General features: G+C 57.0%; 15 protein-coding genes. 5 read left to right on the top strand and 10 right to left on the bottom strand.

Annotated elements, in window-relative coordinates; genetic code table 11:
* Window positions 1–86 precede the first annotated feature (86 nt).
* On the bottom strand, window positions 87–2,792 hold the full coding sequence (malT, locus tag ACQG1K_RS20785; protein WP_022649640.1) for an HTH-type transcriptional regulator MalT: 2,706 nt from the start codon (window positions 2,790–2,792) through the stop codon (window positions 87–89).
* A 573-nt stretch (window positions 2,793–3,365) separates the two neighbouring features.
* On the opposite strand from malT, the gene malP reads away from it, so the two are divergent.
* Entirely contained in the window at window positions 3,366–5,759 is a 2,394-nt protein-coding gene (gene malP / locus ACQG1K_RS20780; protein ID WP_063841668.1) for a maltodextrin phosphorylase, read from the top strand.
* 9 nt (window positions 5,760–5,768) lie between these two features.
* Window positions 5,769–7,847 carry a 4-alpha-glucanotransferase gene (gene malQ, locus ACQG1K_RS20775; protein ID WP_367075849.1) on the top strand — a complete coding sequence of 693 codons (2,079 nt, stop codon included), beginning with the start codon at window positions 5,769–5,771 and terminating at the stop codon, window positions 7,845–7,847.
* Between the two features lie 111 nt (window positions 7,848–7,958).
* Here malQ and gntT read toward each other — a convergent pair whose 3' ends face one another.
* From gntT to gntX, 3 genes are all read right to left on the bottom strand, one after another.
* Window positions 7,959–9,275, bottom strand: coding sequence for a gluconate transporter (gene gntT, locus ACQG1K_RS20770; protein WP_023298788.1), 1,317 nt, complete (start codon window positions 9,273–9,275; stop codon window positions 7,959–7,961).
* Window positions 9,276–9,580: 305 nt separating this feature from the next.
* Window positions 9,581–10,156: a Fe-S biogenesis protein NfuA gene (gene nfuA / locus ACQG1K_RS20765; RefSeq protein WP_003861601.1), complete on the bottom strand. Its 576-nt coding sequence runs from the start codon at window positions 10,154–10,156 to the stop codon at window positions 9,581–9,583.
* A gap of 61 nt (window positions 10,157–10,217) precedes the next feature.
* Window positions 10,218–10,898, bottom strand: a complete 681-nt coding sequence (gene gntX / locus ACQG1K_RS20760) for a DNA utilization protein GntX (protein WP_023298787.1) — start codon at window positions 10,896–10,898, stop codon at window positions 10,218–10,220.
* 36 nt (window positions 10,899–10,934) lie between these two features.
* Here gntX and bioH point away from each other — a divergent pair, with 36 nt between their 5' ends.
* Complete coding sequence (gene bioH, locus ACQG1K_RS20755; protein ID WP_045622171.1) at window positions 10,935–11,717, top strand: pimeloyl-ACP methyl ester esterase BioH; 783 nt, start codon at window positions 10,935–10,937, stop codon at window positions 11,715–11,717.
* On the opposite strand, the gene feoC is transcribed toward bioH, so the two are convergent.
* The 5 genes from feoC to greB form a co-directional block, all read right to left on the bottom strand.
* The gene (gene feoC / locus ACQG1K_RS20750) at window positions 11,692–11,928 is read right to left on the bottom strand and encodes a [Fe-S]-dependent transcriptional repressor FeoC (RefSeq protein WP_015571443.1); all 237 of its coding nucleotides are present in this window, start codon (window positions 11,926–11,928) and stop codon (window positions 11,692–11,694) included. The two genes, bioH and feoC, sit on opposite strands and share 26 nt — an antisense overlap.
* A gap of 11 nt (window positions 11,929–11,939) precedes the next feature.
* On the bottom strand, window positions 11,940–14,258 hold the full coding sequence (gene feoB, locus ACQG1K_RS20745) for a Fe(2+) transporter permease subunit FeoB (protein ID WP_022649634.1): 2,319 nt from the start codon (window positions 14,256–14,258) through the stop codon (window positions 11,940–11,942).
* Window positions 14,259–14,288: 30 nt separating this feature from the next.
* Window positions 14,289–14,516, bottom strand: a complete 228-nt coding sequence (feoA, locus tag ACQG1K_RS20740; protein WP_022649633.1) for a ferrous iron transporter A — start codon at window positions 14,514–14,516, stop codon at window positions 14,289–14,291.
* 336 nt (window positions 14,517–14,852) lie between these two features.
* Window positions 14,853–17,183 carry a Tex family protein gene (locus tag ACQG1K_RS20735; RefSeq protein WP_046620723.1) on the bottom strand — a complete coding sequence of 777 codons (2,331 nt, stop codon included), beginning with the start codon at window positions 17,181–17,183 and terminating at the stop codon, window positions 14,853–14,855.
* Window positions 17,184–17,270: 87 nt separating this feature from the next.
* Window positions 17,271–17,744: a transcription elongation factor GreB gene (gene greB, locus ACQG1K_RS20730; protein ID WP_022649631.1), complete on the bottom strand. Its 474-nt coding sequence runs from the start codon at window positions 17,742–17,744 to the stop codon at window positions 17,271–17,273.
* Between the two features lie 228 nt (window positions 17,745–17,972).
* Here greB and ompR point away from each other — a divergent pair, with 228 nt between their 5' ends.
* Window positions 17,973–18,692 (top strand): two-component system response regulator OmpR, encoded by a 720-nt coding sequence (gene ompR, locus ACQG1K_RS20725; protein ID WP_001157751.1) that lies wholly within the window; start codon window positions 17,973–17,975, stop codon window positions 18,690–18,692.
* Window positions 18,689–20,035, top strand: a complete 1,347-nt coding sequence (gene envZ, locus ACQG1K_RS20720; RefSeq protein WP_003861615.1) for a two-component system sensor histidine kinase EnvZ — start codon at window positions 18,689–18,691, stop codon at window positions 20,033–20,035. The genes ompR and envZ overlap by 4 nt, the downstream gene beginning before the upstream one ends.
* A gap of 93 nt (window positions 20,036–20,128) precedes the next feature.
* On the opposite strand, the gene pckA is transcribed toward envZ, so the two are convergent.
* Window positions 20,129–21,745, bottom strand: a complete 1,617-nt coding sequence (gene pckA, locus ACQG1K_RS20715) for a phosphoenolpyruvate carboxykinase (ATP) (RefSeq protein WP_046620356.1) — start codon at window positions 21,743–21,745, stop codon at window positions 20,129–20,131.
* Between the last annotated feature and the right edge of the window lie 168 nt (window positions 21,746–21,913).

Genomic DNA, 21,913 nt, shown 5'->3' with positions numbered 1-21,913 from the left:
CTTTATTGCTTCTGCATAAAAAAATTACTGGGGATCCCTCAGCCCTGTGGGAGAGGGCCGGGGTGAGGGCATCAGGCCGCACAAAACTAAACTCCGTACCCCATCATCTTCAACAACTGCTGCGCATGCTGTACCGCGTCCTGACGGTGCGCCACGCCCAGCTTCTGATACAGATTGCGAATGTGCGTTTTGATGGTGGTTGCCGCCACCGCCAGCTCACCGGCTATTTGCTCGTTGCTGTAGCCTGAATAGATCAGCCCCAGCACCTGCCATTCACGCTGTGTGAGCGGGCTGGTGCGGATAAGCTCCGGTACTTCCGGATGGTTCAGCAGACGTTCAACAAAGTTCTCATCGAAGTGCGCAAACTTATGGCGATGGTGCTGGTTGATCTCGCGCAGAATGCGCTGGGCGCGATGCTGATCGAGTTCCGGCAGCGTGTTGAGCTGAATCAGCTGGCGCAACTGCTGGGCCATCACTTCACCCTCAATCACAAAGTGGCTGATAAACCCGGTGCGGTTCGCCAGCTGCAACGCTTCCAGCAGCACGCGCTGGGCATCGTTTTTACGTCCCGCCTGCCAGTAAAGCTGGTTTAACAGCAGCAGGTTGCGGTTTAAATCGCTCATCAGGCGCAGGCTGCGGGCGTTTTCGTTTAACTCTTCCAGCACGATTTCGGCAGGCTCGAAGTCACCCAGCAGGATCTGCACGCGGGCAATATTGCGCCACTGGCTTTGCAGGAAGTGGTTATTGGCAAATTCTGGTTTAGGCGTGTGACGCAGCCAGTTGGCGGCGGACTTTTTATCGCCGGTCATCTGCCAGTAAATCACCCGGACCTTATCGGCGTTGGAGACCCAGTCGCTATGGTACTGTCCGTTGCCAAGCAGGTTTTCCAGGCGGTTAAGGTGGTTGCGGGCATTATCCAGGTCGCCTCGCGCCAGCGAGCACTGCACCAGCAGGGCCAGGCACTGGAGTTGCTGCTGCGGCTGGAAGCTCGAAAGCACATTCAGGCCCTGGCGGGCGCAGCTTTCTGCTTCATCCAGACGCGACCATGCCCAGAGCAGCTGAGCGCGAATACGCAACAGGAACTCGTGCATCGGCAGCTGTTCCAGATGCTGTTCACGGATCAGCTGGAACGCTTTCTCCTGGTTTTCCCAGGCGGCCTGCAGGAACCCCTGAGCAAATAAAATCTCGCTTTGCTGGATCAGGCTCCAGAGGGCGTAGTGCCAGACATCGTGGCGGCGGGCCATCTGTTCGGTTTGCTGCATGAGCGAAAGCGAACGCGTGAGGTCGCCCTTACAGTGCAGCACTTCGCCGTGTACCGAGGTGGCCACAATACGGCTGTAGAAATTCGCCAGCGGCAGCTCATCCAGCGCGACCATCGCCAGCCGTTCGGCTTCTTCCGGGTCCCCGTCGTTAATCGCCACCTGCGCACGCAGGGCGTTAAATTCGCCGTGCAGGGTGGCATCCATCTCGCTTTCCATCTCCTGCTCGGCGCGCGCCAGCAGGGTGTTCACTTCGCTGTAGCGATGCTGGCTCTGCATCAGCCAGGCCTGGAGCAGCACCAGACGCGGATTCTCCAGCAGGCTCTCCCACGGCAGCGCTTTTAACGACTCTTCCAGCAGCGTCAGTTCGCTGTGGTTGAACAGTCCCCACGCGTGGTTGAGCAGAATATCGCGCAGCATACCGGCATCTCCGGCGGCCAGCGCATGGTGGATAGCCTCGCTCGGGAAACCTTGCGCCATCCAGCTTTCGGCGGCGGCGCGGTGAATTTCTGGCAGCTCTGCGGCCATCTCCCACTGGCAACGCTGGCGCAGGAAGCTGCCAAACAGCGGATGGTAGCTAAACCATTCGCCGGGATCGTCCATTCGCGTCAGGAACAAACCCTGACGTTCAATCTCTTCGAGCTGAAGCTGCCCGTTTTCAATACCGGTGACGCGTACAATCAGCGCATCGTTCATCGAACGTAGCAGGGAGCTTTTCAGCAGGAAATGGCGGGTAGTGAGGTCTACGCTGTTGAGTACCTCATCCACCAGATAATCCGACAGGTGGCTGGCGTTGATGCCCGCCAGGCGGCGCGCGGACTGGTGCGTTGGGCTATTGTTTTGCCGCGCGGAAAGGGCAATCAGCTGAAGCGCCGTGGCCCAGCCTGCAACGTCATCACACAGGCGGCTGCTTTCCGACGCCTCAATCGGAGAAGTCAGACGGCAGTCAAAGAACTGTTTCGCTTCCTGATGGGTAAAGGCCAGCTGCTGACTGCCAATTTCCAGTAGCTGATCGCGCACCCGCAGGTTGGCAATGCCCAGCTGCGGAAGGTTGCGCGACAGGACGACCAGCGTCAGGTTTTCCGGCTGATGGCGCAGGAAGAACCGCATCGACTCGTGAATAACCGGGTTGGTGATCAGATGATAATCATCAATCACCACATACAGCGGGCGATGCCATTCGGCCAGTTCGATAAACAGCTGGGAGAACAGAGAGGACAGGCTGGCGTACTGGCGCTTTTGCACCATCACCTCGCTGGTGACGCAGTGTCCGTTGGTTGCCTGCTGAATCGCGGCAATTAAATAGCTGGCAAAACGCTCCTGCTGGTTATCACCTTCATCCAGGGAGTACCAGCCAAGATCGCTTTTACCTGCCGCCCATTGCGAAATGAGCGTTGTTTTTCCATAACCCGCAGGACTCGTAACCAGCGCCAGTCGGAAATTATGCGCACCGGAAAGTTTAGCCAGCAGGCGCTCGCGGACCACAGTATGGTCAAGACGAACCGGGCGACTTAATTTGGACGGAATCAACATAGTTTTCACTTCACTGTGGGGAACGAGAGAATTTATTTTTTTTGCGCTTCGTAATTAATATCTATAAGTTCGGCCAATAGAGGAACTATTGCAAGTTATGTCTGGGTTTGGAGGCTCTGAATTTGCACTCTGTCACAAAACATTCTCATCATTGGTGGAACTTTTCATAAATGGCTGGATGCCGCGCTGTTACTGGCTTGTCTGCATGGCGCGCGGTTGCGCTGAAACTGGTTTCAGAAAGAGATAATGACGGTGAAGTTAATTAACTTTGGGGAAAGTTGCTCTGGCTTAATAGTGTTGCTGGAAAGCCGCTGTACGTGAGAAATATTATTCTACGTAAGTAATCATTTCAGCGATGATTAATTTCCTCCGAAACTGCATTTCATTTCTTTGACGCTCTTCCGGGATCGCTTTTTCAGCGAAGCGCACACTTACACAGTGGCCTCGATCACACTTTTATGCTCATCCCCGCTACTCCTCCCTGCCTAATCCCCGACAGGAGGAGGAAGAGGCGCAATGAGCCAGGCACACTAGCGCCAAATGTGTTTTCTCTCTACAGGATGCCGATTCCCTATGTCACAGCCTACTTTCAACAAAGCTCAATTCCAGGCTGCCCTGACGCGTCAGTGGCAGCGTTTTGGCCTTCATGCTGCAAACGAGATGACGCCTCACCAGTGGTGGCAGGCGGTGAGCGGGGCGCTCGCAGAGCAGTTGGACGCTCAGCCCGCGACGAAGCCTGTGAAAGGCCAGCGTCACGTCAACTACATTTCGATGGAGTTCCTGATTGGCCGTCTGACGGGTAACAATCTGCTGAACCTTGGCTGGTATCAGGACGTCGGCGATGTGCTGAAAGAACACGACATCAACCTGACCGATCTGCTGGAAGAAGAGATTGATCCGGCGCTGGGTAACGGCGGTCTGGGACGTCTGGCAGCCTGCTTCCTGGATTCCATGGCAACCGTGGGCCAGTCGGCCATTGGCTATGGTCTGAACTACCAGTACGGTCTGTTCCGCCAGTCGTTCGCTGACGGCCACCAGATGGAAGCGCCGGACGACTGGCATCGTAATACTTACCCGTGGTTCCGCCACAACGCACAGCTGGATGTGCAGGTCGGGATTGGCGGGAAAGTCACGAAGCAGGGGCTCTGGGAACCAGCGTTCACCATTACCGGTGAAGCCTGGGATCTGCCGGTGCTCGGCTACCGTAACGGCGTGGCGCAGCCGCTGCGTCTGTGGCAGGCGAAGCACGCGCATCCATTCAACCTGACTAAATTCAATGACGGTGATTTCCTGCGCGCCGAGCAGCAGGGTATCGACGCCGAGAAGCTGACCAAAGTGCTCTACCCGAACGACAACCATCTGGCGGGTAAAAAGCTGCGCCTGATGCAGCAATACTTCCAGTGCGCCTGCTCCGTGGCGGACATTCTGCGCCGCCACCACCTGGCGGGCCGCAAGCTGGCGCAGCTGCCGGACTTCGAAGTTATTCAGCTCAACGACACGCACCCAACCATTGCCATCCCGGAACTGCTGCGCGTGCTGATCGACGAGCATCAGCTGAGCTGGGACGACGCCTGGGCCATCACCAGCCGCACCTTCGCCTACACCAACCACACCCTGATGCCGGAAGCGCTGGAGTGCTGGGATGAGAAGCTGGTGAAAACGCTGCTGCCGCGCCATATGCAGATCATCAATAAAATTAACGACCAGTTTAACGTGCTGGTGGAGAAAACCTGGCCGGGCGACAAAGCCGTCTGGGCGAAGCTGGCCGTGGTACACAACAAACAGGTGCGCATGGCAAACATGTGCGTGGTAAGCGGCTTTGCGGTGAACGGCGTGGCCGCGCTGCACTCGGATCTGGTGGTGAAAGATCTCTTCCCGGAATACCACCAGCTGTGGCCGACCAAATTCCACAACGTGACCAACGGCATTACGCCGCGTCGCTGGATCAAACAGTGCAACCCGCTGCTGGCCGGCCTGCTGGACAAGACCCTGAAGAAAGAGTGGGCCAACGATCTGGACCAGCTCATCAACCTGGAAAAATACGCTGACGACGCGAAGTTCCGCGAGCAGTACCGCGCCATTAAGCTGGAGAACAAGGTACGTCTGGCCGAGTTCGTGAAAATGCGTACCGGAATTGAAATTAACCCAAATGCGATTTTCGATATCCAGATCAAACGCCTGCACGAGTACAAACGTCAGCACCTGAACCTGCTGCACATTCTGGCGCTGTACAAAGAGATCCGCGAGAACCCTCAGGCCGACCGCGTCCCGCGCGTGTTCCTGTTCGGTGCGAAAGCGGCGCCGGGCTACTACCTGGCGAAAAACATTATCCTTGCCATTAATAAAGTGGCGGCGGCGATCAACAACGATCCGAAAGTGGGCGACAAGCTGAAGGTGGTGTTCCTGCCGGACTACTGCGTCTCTGCGGCTGAAATGCTGATCCCGGCGGCGGATATTTCCGAGCAGATCTCTACCGCCGGTAAAGAAGCGTCCGGCACCGGCAACATGAAGCTGGCCCTGAACGGCGCGCTGACCGTCGGCACGCTGGACGGTGCGAACGTTGAAATCGCCGAGAAGGTCGGTGAAGAGAACATCTTTATCTTCGGCCATACTGTTGAAGAAGTGAAAGCCATCAAAGCCAAAGGGTACGACCCGGTGAAATGGCGTAAAAAAGACAAAGTGCTGGATGCAGTGTTGAAAGAGCTGGAAAGCGGAAAGTACAGCGACGGCGACAAGCACGCGTTTGACCAGATGCTGCACAGCATGGACAAACAGGGCGGCGACCCGTACCTGGTGATGGCGGACTTCACCGCTTACGTTGAAGCGCAGAAGCAGGTCGACGTGCTGTATCGCGACCAGGATGCCTGGACCCGCGCGTGTATCCTGAACACCGCGCGCTGCGGTATGTTCAGCTCTGACCGCTCAATCCGTGATTATCAGGCTCGTATCTGGCAGGCAAAACGCTAAGGAAGCGCGATGGAGAGTAAACGTCTGGACAGTGCCGCGCAGGCGGCGGGAATTAGCCTCAGTTACATCAATGCGCACGGCAAACCGCAGTCTATTGGTGCGGACACCAAAAGACGTTTGCTGGATGCCATGCACAAAACCGACGCGAAAGCGTCGGGAGCGCCGGTGCCGATCGTGAAGGTCTTTACCGCGGGCAAAAAGATGCCGCTGGCGGTGGAAGGACGCGGCGAGTTCAGCTGGCTGCTCACCACCGAAGAGGGGCATCAGCATAAAGGCCATGCCACCGGCGGCAAAACCCTCACCCTTCCGGCGAAGCTGCCGGAGGGCTATCACAGCCTGACGCTCACCCAGAATGACAGCCGCTTCCACTGTCGGGTGATCGTCGCGCCGAAGCGCTGCTATGAGCCGCAGGCGCTACTCGAAGGCAAAAAGCTGTGGGGCGCCTGTGTGCAGCTTTACACCTTGCGTTCAGACAGCAACTGGGGCATTGGCGATTTTGGCGACCTGAAAAAGATGCTGGCATCTGTTGGTGAGCGCGGCGGGGCATTTATCGGCCTCAACCCGATCCACGCCCTCTATCCGGCGAATCCGGAAAGCGCCAGCCCGTACAGCCCGTCTTCCCGCCGCTGGCTGAACGTGATCTACATCGACGTTAACGCGTTAGACGATTTCAAAAACAGCAAAGAGGCGCAGGCGTGGTGGAAGCTGGACACCACCCAACAGATGCTGAAACAGGCCCGCGATGCGGACTGGGTCGATTATGCCTCCGTGACCGCGCTGAAAATGGCGGCGCTGCGTCTGGCCTGGAAGGGCTTTGCGAAGCGTGACGACGAGCAGATGGCAGCCTTCCGCCAGTTTGTGATGCAGGAAGGCGAGAGCCTTTACTGGCAGGCGGCGTTTGATGCGCTGCATGCGTATCAGGTCCAGGAGGATGAGATGCGCTGGGGCTGGCCGGTGTGGCCGGAAGCGTATCAGTCCGTGGATACCCCGGAAGTGAAGGCGTTTTGTGAGACGCATGCCGACGAAGTGGATTTCTATCTCTGGTTGCAGTGGCTGGCGTACAGCCAGTTTGCTGCCTGCTGGCAGGTGAGCCAGGGCTATAACATGCCGATCGGTCTGTATCGCGATCTGGCCGTCGGCGTGGCGGAAGGCGGGGCGGAGACCTGGTGTGACCGTGAACTTTACTGTCTGAAAGCCTCCGTCGGTGCGCCGCCGGATATTCTGGGCCCGCTTGGTCAGAACTGGGGCTTGCCGCCGATGGATCCACACGTGATGGCGGCGCGTGCCTACGAGCCGTTTATCGATCTGCTGCGCGCTAACATGCAGAACTGCGGCGCGTTGCGTATCGACCATGTCATGTCTGTGCTGCGTCTGTGGTGGATCCCGTACGGTGAAACGGCCGATCACGGGGCGTACGTGCAGTATCCGGTGGACGATCTGCTCTCAATCCTCGCGCTGGAGAGTAAACGTCATCAGTGCATGGTGATTGGCGAAGATCTCGGTACCGTGCCGGTTGAGATTGTCAGCAAGCTCCGCGACAGCGGGGTTTACTCCTACAAAGTGCTCTATTTTGAAAACGACCATGAGAAAACCTTCCGCGCGCCGAAAGCGTACCCTGAACAGTCAATGGCAGTCGCGACGACGCATGATCTTCCTACGCTCAGAGGCTACTGGGAAAGCGGCGACCTGACGCTCGGCAAAACGCTGGGTCTCTACCCGGATGAAGAGGTTCTGCGTGGGTTGTATCAGGATCGCGAGCTGGCGAAACAGGGGCTGCTGGATGCGCTGCATAAGCATGGCTGTCTGCCGAAGCGCGCCGGGCATAAGGCGTCGCTGATGTCGATGACGCCAACGCTTAACCGTGGCTTACAGCGCTATATTGCCGACAGCAACAGCGCGTTGCTCGGTCTGCAACCGGAAGACTGGATTGATATGGCGGAGCCGGTAAACATACCCGGTACCAGCTATCAGTACAAAAACTGGCGTCGCAAGCTGTCCACTACGCTTGAAGCGATGTTCGCCGATGACGGGGTGAACAGGCTGATTAAGGATTTGGATAAACGGCGAAAAGCAGCCGCGAAGAAATAATAAAAAACCCGCCAGTGGCGGGTTTTTTATTGCCCGGAGGCGCTAACGCTTACCGGGCCTACAGGTATCGAGTAGGTCGGGTAAGGCGTAGCCGCCTCCCGACTCATGGCATTAAATCACCATATTCAACAGCAGCACCCCGACCAGACCGCACACCGAAATAATGGTTTCCAGCGCGGACCAGGACTTGATGGTTTCACCGATGGTCAGGTTGAAGTACTCCTTGAACAGCCAGAAGCCCGGATCGTTCACGTGGGAGAAAATCACGCTGCCCGAACCGACCGCGATAACCATCAGCTCAGGGCTTACGCCCGTGGTCGCAATCAGCGGCGCAACGATACCACCCGCGGTAATCGCCGCAACGGTTGCAGAGCCCAGCGCGATACGCAGCACCGCGGCAATAGACCATGCCATCAGGAGCGGCGATACGTTGGTTTCATGCATCATGGCAGCAATGTATTTATCCACGCCACTGTCGACCAGCACCTGCTTAAACGCGCCGCCACCGCCGATGATCAGCAGCATCATGGCAATGATTTTGATGGAAGAGGTCAGCGTGTCGTTGATCTGATCCATGGAACGACCACGGTTAAGACCGAAGGTGAACATGGCGATCAGGACCGCAATCAGCGTTGCCATCACCGGGTCGCCCAGGAACTCCGCAACGGACAGGAACGCGTGACCTTTCGGCAGAACCATCTCTGCTACGGCACGCATTGCCATCAGGATCACCGGCACCAGAGAGGTCCAGACGCTGACGCCAAAGCCAGGCATCTCTGCATCTGTGAAGGTTTTGGCGCTGTACAGGCCTTCCGGGATGGGCTTATCAATGCCTTTCAGGAAGCGCGCATAAACAGGACCGGCCAGGATAACCGTTGGGATCGCCAGAATCGTACCGAACAGCAGGGTTTTACCCATGTCGGCGTGGAAGATGGTGGCGATAGCCGTTGGACCCGGATGCGGCGGCAGGAAGCCGTGGGTGACGGACAGCGCCGCAGCCATCGGTACGCCTACGAACAGCAGCGGGATGTTGGCGGCAGCGGCGATGGTGAACACCAGCGGCAGCATCAGGACGAAGCCCACTTCATAGAACAGTGCGAAACCGACGGTAAAACCGGTTAACACCACCGCCCACTGGATGTGCTGCTTGCCAAATTTATCGATAAGGGTAGTGGCAATACGCTGCGCGCCACCGCAGTCCGCGAGCATTTTACCGAGCATGGCGCCGAAGCCCATGATCAGCGCCAGGCTGCCGAGCGTACCGCCGACACCGGCTTTAATGGAGCTGATAACTTTAACCAGCGGCATTCCCTGCATCAGACCGACTGCAAGTGCCACCAGAACCAGAGCGATAAATCCGTTCATTTTGAAGCGGATCATCAAGAGCAGTAATAACACAACACCGATAGCGACGATGACTAATGGCATGATTGACCTGGCCTTTGAATTGTTATGGGTAACGTCATTGTTTCAACGACAAATTCCGGTTGTCCCAACTGGGAACAGAGTATTAACGGCACTCATACTGATGCCTGCGAAAACGATAAGTTTAGTCGGCTGTTATAAGGGTGTTGAGTGCCCATGGGAATGATACGGGTAACATGACGTGATTGAGAATCACCCAGGGAGGCAAAATTTGAATTATGAGACGCAGGTCAACATATAGAGGGGGAGGCAAGAAAAAGCAGGCCCGGTAAGCGCAGCGCCACCGGGCAATACAGACGGGCACTGAATTAGTAGTAAGAGTGCTCGCCGCGCTGGTGTTCGGTCAGATCGCGCACGCCTTTCAGTTCCGGGAATTCGTTCAGCAGCTGCTTCTCGATCCCTTCTTTCAGGGTTACATCGACCATGGAGCAGCCGTTACAGCCGCCGCCGAATTGCAGGATCGCCAGACCATCTTCGGTGATTTCCATCAGGGAAACACGTCCACCGTGGCCGGCCAGCTGCGGGTTGATCTGCGATTGCAGCAGATATTCCACACGCTCCATCAGCGGGGCATCGTCAGAGACTTTACGCATCTTCGCGTTTGGCGCCTTCAGCGTCAGCTGCGAACCCAGCTGGTCGGTGACGAAATCAATCTCCGCATCTTCAAGATACGGCGCGCTCAGCTCATCAACGTATGCGGTGAGCTGTTCAAATTTAAGGGCAGTGTCAGTTGCTTCCACAGCATCCGGAGGACAATAAGAGACACCACATTCTGCATTCGGAGTGCCTGGATTGATCACAAACACGCGGATCTGCGTCCCTTCTTCCTGATTTGCCAGCAGTTTGGCAAAGTGCGCTTGTGCAGAATCGGAAATACGGATCATAGCTTTGGCCTAATAGTTGACTAAATTACCTGGGTATAATCATACGCCCATTGAAGAAGGGCTACAAGGTACGGCACAGACACCATACCTGAACTGACGCGGCGCCGCTTTGCAAAAGCAGTCGGGAAAGTTCAGCCACGGTACTGCCCGTGGTGACGACATCATCCACAATCGCGATATGGAGACCGTTGACCGGCAATTCAAGGCGAAAGGCGTTTTTCAGGTTTCTTTTGCGCGACCGGGCGTTGAGCCGGTGCTGAACGGCAGTGGCATGAATACGTTTCAGCGCAGAGGCGGGGTACCGGCAACCCAGCCAGCGGGCGAGCGGACGGCACAGCAGGTCGCTCTGATTGTATCCCCGCCGCCAGTGCCGACGCTGAAAGAGTGGCACGTTCACGAGCGTGTCGACCGACGGTAGCCCGCGCGTTCTTCGCGCCTGCAATACCGCCAGTAATAACAGGCGTGCCAGTGGCTGCGCCAGCGCGAACTGGCTGGAAAACTTAAACTGATGAACCAGACGACTCAGCGGCAAAACGTAATCATCCACCGCCACCAGCGCGCTCCACGGCGGCGCTTTTTTCAGGCATCGACCACAGGGGAGCGTCTGGCTTACGGCAGGCAAGCCGCATTGCGGACAGCCCTTCAGGTAACCCAGCGCTCCCGTGCAAACGGAACAGACGCCCCACGCGCTCAGCGCAAGTGGCATTCGGCATAGCCAGCACAAGCCGGGCACTGTTAGCATACGCAACCTCCATGTGAAAAAAGAGAACGTTAACTGATGAAGACGCTGTGGTGGCAGACCGTTGGGACGGGAAATTGTCATCTTGTGCTGCTGCACGGATGGGGACTGAACGCCGAAGTGTGGCGTTGCATAAGTGAGGAACTGGCCTCGCAATTTACGGTACACCTGGTGGATCTGCCGGGGTATGGCCGTAGCCACGGCTACGGCGCGATGACGCTCGAGGACATGGCGGAGCAGGTTCTGGAAGCGGCGCCGCAAAAAGCCGTCTGGCTCGGCTGGAGCCTGGGCGGGCTGGTGGCAAGCCAGATTGCGCTGCGCCATCCTGAGCGGGTCCAGGCGCTGATCACCGTTGCCTCATCACCCTGTTTCAGCGCCCGCGAGGCGTGGCCGGGCATCAAACCTGAGGTGCTGGCCGGGTTCCAGCACCAGTTGAGCGAAGATTTCCAGCGGACGGTGGAGCGTTTCCTGGCGTTGCAGACGATGGGAACAGAAACCGCCCGTCAGGACGCGCGAATGCTGAAGCAGACGGTGCTTTCCCTGCCGATGCCGGAGGTTGAGGTGCTGAACGGTGGACTGGAGATCCTGAAAACGGCCGATTTGCGTGAGCCGCTGGCGTCACTGACGGTGCCGCATCTGCGTATTTATGGCTATCTGGATGGGCTGGTCCCGCGCAAGGTGGTTCCGCTGCTGGATGCGCTGTGGCCGGAGAGTGAATCAATGGTGGTTGCCAAAGCGGCACATGCGCCGTTCATCTCTCATCCTGCTGAGTTTTGTTCGGCGCTGACCGGTTTTATCAGCGAAGCGTCCACCACTCCCTGAGGCAGGCTTTACCTTCCGGACAACTTTTACAACTGCCGGACAGACAACTGTCCGGCTCTTCCTGAATGCGCACGGCTTTCCCCATCGCCTCCAGCCTTTCCAGCATGGCATCGATCATCGGCTGCGGCGTATGCAGGCTGAGGCTGAGCTGCTTCGCCTCCATTCGTCCCTGTAACGCCAGTAAGTCACGGACCTGAATCAACGATGCCATCTTTTTTCCCCTCAGTGACAGTCGCCCGCAGGGCTACTACAGCAGGTCGTTGGGGTTTTGCGCGTTGCCAGCAGGTTAACGTCAACGCGGCTACGTGCCCGGCGCAGCAGGCCAATCACCATCACGTTAAACAGGATCACCGCGAGGATACAGACCAGGCTGTAGCGCGGATGCTGGCTGTAATTGACGGTTTGATAAAACACGGTCGCCAGCGAGTAGGCAATGTTCAGCCCCCACAGAATGGAGAAGCCCATCCAGCCGCGGCTGGACTCACGGGCAATGGCGCCCATGACCGAGATGCACGGAATATAGAGCAGGACGAAGATCAGGTAGCTGTAGGCCGCCGACGCGCTGCCAAATTTCTGGCCCATCACGCCCATTGCTCCGGTCGCCATTACGCCGTCGCCTTTGCTGGCTTCAATCGGGTTCGCCAGCACGCTCAGGCTGAAGGTGTCTTTCAGGCTCTGCCAGGTCTCTTCTACTGCACCCAGAAGTTCGTCACCGAGGCTGAACTCAGCCGGGTTGAACTCCTCTTCCTGGATGTTTTCCGCGGTGTAGAGCGTGTTCAGGGTGCCGACAACCACCTCTTTTGCCATCGCGCCAGTGAACAGGCCCACGGTTGCCTGCCAGTTGTCTTCCTGTACGCCAATCGGTTTGAAGACCGGCGTAATGATCCGGCTGACGGAGGCAAGGGCAGAGTCATTAATGTTGTCCGCTGCCTGGCCGCTCAGGGTGAAGCTGTTCAGGGCGCTCAGGAAAATGCTGACCACTACAATCACCTTACCGGCGCGCAGAACGAAGCCCTTCAGGCGCTGCCAGGTTTGAATAATCAGGCTTTTCAGATGCGGAACGTGATAAACCGGCAGTTCCATCACGAACGGCGACGCTTCGCCACGCATGATGGTGTGCTTCAGCATCAGGCCGGTGAGAATAGCCATCACGATACCCAGCACATACAGGGAGAAGACGGCTAGCGCCCCTTCCTGACCAAAGAACGCCGCGGCAAAGACCGCGAAGATCGCCAGACGTGCGCCGCAGGACATGAACGGCGCCATCATGATGGTCATCAGGCGTTCGCGCGGTGCGTCCAGCGTACGCGCGCCCATGACTGACGGCACGTTACAGCCAAAACCGACAATCAGCGGCACGAAGGATTTCCCCGGCAGCCCCAGCGCCTGCATCAGGCGGTCCATCACGAAGGCGGCGCGTGCCATGTAACCGGAATCCTCAAGGAAGGAGAGGAACAGGTACATCATGCCGATCTGCGGCACCAGCGGCAGGACGGTGTTGATCCCGCCGCCGATCCCCTGCGCAAGGAAGATGGTCAACCATTCCGGGAAGTGGAGGGTGTAGCCCAGCCACTGAATACCGTGCACGAAGATAGCGACAGAGCCGCCATCAAAGATGGGTTGTAATGCACCGCCGATGTTTATAGCGAGCAGGAACATTACGTACATCACCAGTAAAAAGATTGGCAAACCGAGGAAGCGGTTGAGCACAATCTTATCCACGGCGGCGGTGAAGCGGCTGGGTTCAGCGGTTAATGCATTGCTGACCACGTCACAGATAGCGGCGATGGCCTGATAGCGCGCATCCGCAATATGCAGGGCCGGGTCGTCGAGCTCGTCGCTCAGGCGAGCCTGTGCAACGCTCAGTTTATCCGCCGCATCGCCTGCGTAGGCGCGGCTGTAGATATCGCCTTCCAGCATTTGCAGGCCAAGCCACAGGCGCTGTCTGGCGGGCATGGCGTTGTCCATCTCCTGCGCCAGCTGCCCGGCCTCGCGCAGCAGCGGCTGGGCGTAGTGCACCAGTTCGACGTCGGCATTGCCCGTGTGGCGGTCAATTGCCAGCTTCAGGGCGTCAATGCCGCGCGCGCGGGTAGAAACCAGCGGAACCACCGGGCAGCCCAGACGGGCGGAGAGGGCGTCGACGTCGATGCGCAGCTTTTGCTTCTCGGCGATGTCGAGCATGTTAAGTGCTACGATGCAGGGGATCCCCAGCTCCAGCAGCTGTAGCGTGAGGTACAGATTTCGTTCGAGATTGGAGGCATCCACCACATTGATGAGCAGATCCGCGTCGCCGCTCAGAATATAGTGGCAGGCAATTTGCTCATCGAGAGAGGTCTGAGATGAAATTGTGGTGAGTGAATAGGTCCCCGGTAAATCAACCAGCGTGACCTGATTATCTGTCGTGGTGAACTGGCCTTCTTTGCGTTCAACCGTTACGCCTGCCCAATTTCCCACACGCTGGCGTGCGCCGGTTAACTGATTAAATAAGGTTGTCTTGCCGGAATTAGGATTGCCAATTAAGCCAATAGTTAATTTTTTCATTGTTTTAGACTCACTGAAACCGCTGGCTTGTTAACGGGATAAAGATTCAACTTCAATTAATGCGAGGTCTTTTTTACGCAGAACCAGATTAACGCGTCGGGTTTCGATATGAACAGGATCGCCCAACGGCGCCACGCGCACCACCTGGAATGATGAGCCGGGTAGCATGCCCAGTGACAGTAGCTTCTGCCGATAGGCCGGGCTTATCTCACGGGTAAAACCGATAATTTTCCACGCACTTTCTGGAGTGAATTGCATAGCGCCTGATTCCACGAGAGGTTAAATAATCAACACTGCGATGATAATGAGAATAGTTTTTATCAGCAATAATAAAAATGTGACGGGATGTTGTTAATCGTATTAATTTGCGGTCTGCTTGACCTTGCTCAATATTTGCGGGAATACCCGGGAAGGAATAAAAAGCGTATTTGTTAATGGAGTGATAAATAGCGGTTTAAATATGGATATGCAATCGGTTTCATATTTTACGATATAATTTTTCCCCTCACCCCGGCCCTCTCCCCAAAGGGGCGAGGGTGTTCAAGTTCCCTCTCCCCTCTGGGGAGAGGGTTAGGGTGAGGGGCATTTACAGGATTAGCGTTTCTTACCCATCGCCGCTGCCAGAGCATCCATCATCGCGCTGTTGCCTGCTGGCTGTGCGTCTCGTCCGCGTGGCTTCGCGGCTTTCGCTGCCGGACGCTGCTGTTCACGGCCACCGCCATTACCGCCACGGCGCGCGTTAGTGTCGCCCGGCTGCTCGTCCAGACGCATGGTCAGGGCGATACGCTTACGCTGAAGATCCACCTCCAGCACTTTCACCTTCACGATGTCGCCCGCTTTGACCACGGTGTGCGGATCTTCAACGAACTTGTCGGCGAGGGAAGAGATATGCACCAGACCGTCCTGATGCACGCCGATATCCACAAACGCGCCAAAGTTGGTGACGTTGGTTACCGCCCCTTCCAGCACCATGCCCGGCAGCAGGTCGTTCATGGTTTCCACGCCGTCAGCAAAGGTCGCGGTTTTAAACTCAGGACGCGGATCGCGGCCCGGTTTTTCCAGCTCTTTGATGATGTCAGTGACCGTCGGCACGCCGAACTGTTCGTCGGTAAAATCCACCGCTTTCAGGTTACGCAGCGCGCTGCTGTCGCCCATCAGGTCTTTCAGCGCCTGCTGGGTGGCGGCCAGGATACGCTCGACAACCGGATAGGCTTCCGGGTGAACGGTAGAGGCATCCAGCGGGTTATCGCCGTGGTTGATGCGCAGGAAGCCCGCGCACTGCTCAAAAGCTTTCGGCCCCAGACGGCTCACCTTCAGCAGCTGCTGGCGGTTCTGGAACTGACCGTTCTCATCACGCCAGGCGACGATATTCTGCGCCATCATACGGGTCAGGCCTGCTACGCGGGTCAGCAGCGGAACGGAAGCGGTATTCAGGTCCACGCCGACGGCGTTAACGCAGTCTTCCACCACCGCATCCAGCTTGCGCGCCAGCTGCGTCTGGCTCACGTCGTGCTGATACTGGCCCACGCCGATGGATTTCGGGTCAATTTTCACCAGCTCCGCCAGCGGATCCTGCAAGCGACGGGCGATAGAGACCGCACCGCGCAGGGAAACGTCCAGTTCCGGGAACTCCTGCGCTGCCAGCTCAGAGGCGGAATAGACAGATGCCCCCGCTTCGCTGACGATCACTTTCTGCGCCGTCACTTTCGGGAACTGCTTCTGCACGTCGAGATAGAAACGTTCGGTTTCGCGGGACGCCGTACCGTTACCGATGGCAACCAGCTCAACGTTGTACTTCTCGCACAGCGCGGCGACCACGACAGCCGCTTTCGCTGCCTGACCGGTGTGCGGGTAAATGGTGTCGGTGGCAACCAGCTTGCCGGTGCCGTCAACCACGGCCACCTTCACGCCGGTGCGCAGACCCGGATCGAGACCCATGGTGGCGCGCAGGCCAGCCGGCGCCGCCATCAGCAGGTCGTGCAGGTTACGGGCGAAGACGTTGATCGCTTCGTCTTCGGCGCGCTCGCGCACGGTGCCCATCAGCTCGGTTTCGAGGTGCATGAGCACCTTGATGCGCCAGGTCCAGCTCACCACGCCTTTGCGCCAGCTGTCCGCCGGGGCGTTGTTCAGGCGCAGACCGAGGTGATCCATAATGATCTGCTCACAGTGGCTCTCTTTAGGCGGCTCGTCAAACTGCGGATCGGCATTCAGGGAGAGCTGCAGCACGCCTTCGTTACGACCGCGGAACATCGCCAGCGCTCGGTGAGACGGCGCGGTAGAAATGGGTTCGTGGTGATCGAAGTAGTCGCGGAATTTCGCGCCTTCGTCCTCTTTGCCGGACACCACGGTGGAGACGATATGGGCGTTCTTCCACAGGTAATCACGCACTTTGGCCAGCAGCGCCGCGTCTTCGGCGAAGCGCTCCATCAGAATGTAGCGAGCGCCGTCCAGCGCGGCTTTGGTGTCCGCTACGCCTTTTTCGGCGTCGATAAATCTGGCGGCTTCGGTTTCCGGATCGTGAGACGGCTCGTTCCACAGCAGGTCGGCCAGCGGCTCAAGGCCGGCTTCGATCGCAATCTGCCCGCGCGTGCGGCGCTTCGGTTTGTACGGCAGATAGAGATCTTCAAGTTCGGTTTTGCTCAGGGTACCGTTAATGGCTTTTTCCAGGTCACTGGTCAGCTTGCCCTGCTCGCCGATAGATTTGAGGATCGCCTGACGTCGGTCTTCCAGCTCGCGCAGATAGCCCAGACGGGTCTCAAGGTTACGCAGCTGCGTGTCATCCAGACCGCCGGTGACTTCCTTACGATAACGTGCAATAAACGGCACGGTGTTCCCTTCATCAAGCAGACGAACGGCAGCTTCTACCTGTTCGGCTCTGGCCTGAATATCACCCGCAATAATGCGGCAGAGCGACTCTTTCATCATGGTCAGTTCATCTTGTGGATCGAAAATCAGGGGGATAGTTATACGGGCTGACACCAAAAAATGCCAGCCGGGGAGGGCGCTCTCGGACTATTTAACATACTCGATTTCGTTGACGTACCAGCTTGCTTCACCCGCGGGCGTCTGGACAACGGCTAAATCGCCCACCTCTTTTTTCAGCAGGGCGCGGGCCATGGGTGAATCGATAGAAATGTAATCCTTACGACCGAAAATTTCATCATAGCCAACGATACGAAAACGCAGGGTGTCGCCGTTGTCGTTTTCAATTTCGACCCACGCGCCGAAAAACACTTTACCTTCCTGCTGCGGGGAGTAATCGACAATTTTGAGATTCTCGAGGCATTTCGTCAGGTAGCGTACCCGGCGATCGATTTCGCGCAGTCGCTTTTTATTGTACTGATAGTCCGCATTCTCGCTGCGGTCGCCCAGACTTGCGGCCCAGGTGACTTTTTTGGTCACTTCCGGACGCTCTTCGCGCCACAGGTAATCCATCTCTTTTTTGAGTTTCTCGTACCCTTCGCGGGTGATCAGAGGCGTTTTCATGGTGCTGCCTTTAATGCCGGTTAACTGTCTTTGCGCACAATACGTAGCGCACAGTGTAACAGACAAGATTAATAATGATTTATGTGATGAAATGAACAGATAAGCTGCTGTTAAATATGCTTTGTAACAATTTCGTCTAGAATTTATACCAGAATTTGCTGGTCGAACCCGTGCACTTTTTTAGAATACGCTGTTCCAGGCTTATCCGAACCTTTGGGAGTACACACAATGCAAGAGAACTACAAAATTCTGGTCGTAGATGACGACATGCGCCTGCGTGCGCTGCTGGAACGTTATCTGACCGAGCAGGGCTTCCAGGTTCGTAGCGTCGCGAACGCGGAACAGATGGATCGTCTGCTGACGCGTGAATCCTTCCACCTGATGGTGTTGGACCTGATGCTGCCTGGCGAAGATGGGCTCTCTATTTGCCGTCGTCTGCGTAGCCAGAGCAACCCGATGCCAATCATCATGGTGACGGCGAAGGGTGAAGAAGTTGACCGTATCGTCGGCCTTGAGATTGGCGCTGATGACTACATTCCTAAGCCGTTCAACCCGCGTGAACTGCTGGCGCGTATTCGCGCCGTGCTGCGTCGTCAGGCGAACGAGCTGCCGGGCGCGCCGTCTCAGGAAGAGGCCGTCATTGCATTCGGTAAGTTCAAGCTGAACCTCGGCACCCGTGAAATGTTCCGTGAAGATGAGCCAATGCCGCTCACCAGCGGCGAGTTTGCGGTACTGAAAGCGCTGGTCAGCCACCCGCGTGAACCGCTTTCACGTGACAAGCTGATGAACCTGGCGCGCGGCCGTGAATACTCCGCAATGGAACGTTCTATCGACGTGCAGATCTCTCGTCTGCGCCGCATGGTGGAAGAAGATCCGGCGCATCCTCGTTATATTCAGACCGTGTGGGGTCTAGGCTACGTGTTTGTCCCGGACGGCTCTAAAGCATGAGGCGAATGCGCTTCTCGCCGCGAAGTTCGTTTGCCCGCACGCTGTTATTGATCGTCACCCTGCTGTTTGTCAGCCTGGTGACGACCTACCTGGTGGTGCTGAACTTTGCGATCCTGCCGAGCCTTCAGCAGTTTAATAAGGTGCTGGCATACGAAGTGCGTATGCTGATGACCGACAAACTGCAACTGGAGGACGGCACGCAGTTGGTTGTCCCCCCGGCGTTCCGTCGGGAAATCTACCGTGAGTTGGGCATTTCTCTCTACTCGAACGAAGCGGCGGAAGATGCCGGCCTGCGCTGGGCGCAGCACTATGAATTCCTTAGCCAGCAGATGGCGCAGCAGCTTGGCGGCCCGACGGAAGTGCGCGTTGAGGTCAATAAAAGCTCGCCGGTTGTCTGGCTGAAAACCTGGCTGTCACCCAACATCTGGGTGCGTGTTCCGCTCACCGAGATTCATCAGGGCGACTTCTCACCGCTGTTCCGATACACCCTGGCGATCATGCTGCTGGCCATCGGTGGCGCATGGTTGTTTATTCGTATCCAGAACCGACCGCTGGTCGACCTGGAGCATGCGGCATTGCAGGTTGGTAAAGGTATTATCCCACCGCCGCTGCGCGAGTATGGCGCATCGGAAGTGCGCTCGGTAACGCGTGCTTTTAACCACATGGCGGCAGGCGTTAAACAGCTGGCTGACGACCGTACGCTGCTGATGGCGGGGGTTAGCCATGACCTTCGCACCCCGCTGACACGTATACGGCTGGCAACAGAGATGATGGGCGAGCAGGATGGTTATCTTGCAGAGTCCATCAACAAGGATATCGAAGAGTGTAACGCCATCATCGAGCAGTTTATCGACTACCTGCGCACCGGGCAGGAGATGCCGATGGAGATGGCGGATCTGAACGCGGTTCTGGGCGAAGTTGTTGCCGCCGAAAGCGGTTATGAACGTGAAATTGCGACCGACCTTCAGGCGGGCGAGATTCAGGTACGTATGCACCCGCTCTCCATCAAACGCGCGGTGGCGAATATGGTGGTCAACGCGGCGCGCTACGGCAACGGTTGGATCAAAGTCAGCAGCGGTACGGAACTCAACCGCGCCTGGTTCCAGGTGGAAGACGATGGCCCGGGCATCAAGCCTGAGCAGCGTAAGCACCTGTTCCAGCCGTTTGTGCGCGGCGACAGCGCGCGCAGCACCAGCGGAACCGGCTTAGGCCTGGCGATTGTGCAGCGTATTGTTGATAACCATAACGGACTGCTGGAAATTGGCACCAGCGAACGGGGTGGTTTGAGCATTCGCGCATGGTTACCGGTGCCGGTTTTACGGGGGCAGGTGAAAGAGAGTTAAAAAAGGGTGGGGCCTGATGCCCTCACCCCGGCCCTCTCCCACGGGGAGAGGGAGAAAACATTAAAAAAGGCAACTTTCGTTGCCTTTTTGCTTTTACCTTGGTCCCGCACTCACCAGCGCAGCACCCGCCGGGGTGTCGGTATACTTCTCAAAGTTTTCGATAAACAGTTTCGCCAGCGATTCTGCCTTCTCGCGCCACTGTTCCGGTGAACCATAGGTGTTGCGCGGGTCAAGGATACGCGTATCCACGCCAGGCAGCTCTGTTGGGATCGCCAGATTGAACATCGGCAGCGTAAAGGTCTCGGCGTTATCCAATGAACCATCCAGAATCGCGTCGATGATGGCGCGTGTATCTTTGATGGAGATACGTTTGCCCGTCCCGTTCCAGCCGGTGTTCACCAGGTATGCCTGTGCGCCGGATGCCTGCATGCGTTTCACCAGCACTTCCGCATACTGCGTTGGGTGTAGCGACAGGAACGCCGCGCCGAAGCATGCGGAGAAGGTTGGGGTTGGCTCGGTCACACCGCGCTCGGTACCCGCCAGCTTAGCGGTAAAGCCAGAGAGGAAGTGGTACTGCGTCTGGCTGGCGGTCAGGCGGGAAACCGGTGGCAACACGCCGAACGCGTCTGCGGTCAGGAAAATCACCTTCGTGGCGTGGCCCGCCTTCGACACCGGCTTCACGATGTTGTCGATGTGGTAAATCGGATAAGAGACGCGGGTGTTTTCGGTTTTGGACGCATCGTCGAAGTCGACAGAGCCATCGGCACGCACGGTGACGTTTTCCAGCAGCGCATCGCGGCGAATCGCGTGGTAGATATCCGGCTCTGCCTCTTCAGACAGGCGAATGGTTTTCGCGTAGCAGCCGCCTTCAAAGTTAAACACACCGTCGTCGTCCCAGCCGTGCTCGTCGTCGCCAATCAGACGACGTTTTGGATCGGTGGACAGAGTCGTTTTACCGGTGCCGGAAAGGCCGAAGAACACCGCCACGTCACCTTTTTCACCGACGTTCGCCGAGCAGTGCATGGAGGCGATACCGCGCAGCGGCAGCAGGTAGTTCATGACCGAGAACATCCCTTTCTTCATTTCGCCGCCGTACCAGGTACCGCCGATCAGCTGGATACGCTCGGTCAGGTTGAAGGCGATGAAGTTTTCGGAGTTCAGACCCTGTTCTTTCCACTGCGGGTTGGTGCATTTCGCGCCGTTCATCACGATAAAGTCAGGGGTGAAGTTTTGCAGTTCTTCATCGGTCGGACGAATGAACATGTTCTTCACGAAATGCGCCTGCCAGGCCACTTCAGTGATAAACCGAACGGAGAGACGGGTGTCGGCGTTAGCGCCGCAGAAAGCATCGACGATGAACAGACGCTTGCCGGAAAGCTGATGGGTGACGAGCCCTTTCAGATGCTGCCAGGTTTCAGGAGAGAGCGGTTTGTTATCGTTCTTCCCTTTGCCTTTATCGGCCCACCACAGCGTATCGCGGGTGGTATCATCTCGGACGATGTATTTATCTTTCGGCGAACGGCCGGTAAAAATACCGGTATCGACGGCGATAGCACCAAGATTCGTCAACACACCTCGCTCGTACCCTTCCAGTGCCGGATTGAGCTCTTCCTGATACAGCGTATCGTAATCGGGGTTGTAGACCACTTCCTGGACGTCGTGAATACCATAAGCCTTGAGATCTTGCGGGGTTAAACCATTAACACGCATATCACTGCTCCTTAGCCAATATGTACTGCCTGAAATTGTAGGGTTTTTCTGGGGATGTTAACCGCGACGGGGCTCATAGATTTACGTATCTGGTCAAAACCCTTACTAACGGAAAACGCTGCGACTCCAGTCACAGGGCGGGCAGATTATCGCAGGAATCGCTTTTTG

This window comes from Enterobacter cloacae complex sp. 402C9 (assembly GCF_050030745.1).
Lineage (GTDB): Bacteria > Pseudomonadota > Gammaproteobacteria > Enterobacterales > Enterobacteriaceae > Enterobacter > Enterobacter intestinihominis.
This window is presented reverse-complemented; position numbering and strand designations above follow the sequence as displayed.

Coding starts and splice junctions, on each gene's coding strand:
- malT (WP_022649640.1), bottom strand. CDS start 2,792: ATGTTGATTCCGTCCAAATTAAGTCGCCCGGTTCGTCTTGACCATACT.
- malP (WP_063841668.1), top strand. CDS start 3,366: ATGTCACAGCCTACTTTCAACAAAGCTCAATTCCAGGCTGCCCTGACG.
- malQ (WP_367075849.1), top strand. CDS start 5,769: ATGGAGAGTAAACGTCTGGACAGTGCCGCGCAGGCGGCGGGAATTAGC.
- gntT (WP_023298788.1), bottom strand. CDS start 9,275: ATGCCATTAGTCATCGTCGCTATCGGTGTTGTGTTATTACTGCTCTTG.
- nfuA (WP_003861601.1), bottom strand. CDS start 10,156: ATGATCCGTATTTCCGATTCTGCACAAGCGCACTTTGCCAAACTGCTG.
- gntX (WP_023298787.1), bottom strand. CDS start 10,898: ATGCTAACAGTGCCCGGCTTGTGCTGGCTATGCCGAATGCCACTTGCG.
- bioH (WP_045622171.1), top strand. CDS start 10,935: ATGAAGACGCTGTGGTGGCAGACCGTTGGGACGGGAAATTGTCATCTT.
- feoC (WP_015571443.1), bottom strand. CDS start 11,928: ATGGCATCGTTGATTCAGGTCCGTGACTTACTGGCGTTACAGGGACGA.
- feoB (WP_022649634.1), bottom strand. CDS start 14,258: ATGAAAAAATTAACTATTGGCTTAATTGGCAATCCTAATTCCGGCAAG.
- feoA (WP_022649633.1), bottom strand. CDS start 14,516: ATGCAATTCACTCCAGAAAGTGCGTGGAAAATTATCGGTTTTACCCGT.
- ACQG1K_RS20735 (WP_046620723.1), bottom strand. CDS start 17,183: ATGATGAAAGAGTCGCTCTGCCGCATTATTGCGGGTGATATTCAGGCC.
- greB (WP_022649631.1), bottom strand. CDS start 17,744: ATGAAAACGCCTCTGATCACCCGCGAAGGGTACGAGAAACTCAAAAAA.
- ompR (WP_001157751.1), top strand. CDS start 17,973: ATGCAAGAGAACTACAAAATTCTGGTCGTAGATGACGACATGCGCCTG.
- envZ (WP_003861615.1), top strand. CDS start 18,689: ATGAGGCGAATGCGCTTCTCGCCGCGAAGTTCGTTTGCCCGCACGCTG.
- pckA (WP_046620356.1), bottom strand. CDS start 21,745: ATGCGTGTTAATGGTTTAACCCCGCAAGATCTCAAGGCTTATGGTATT.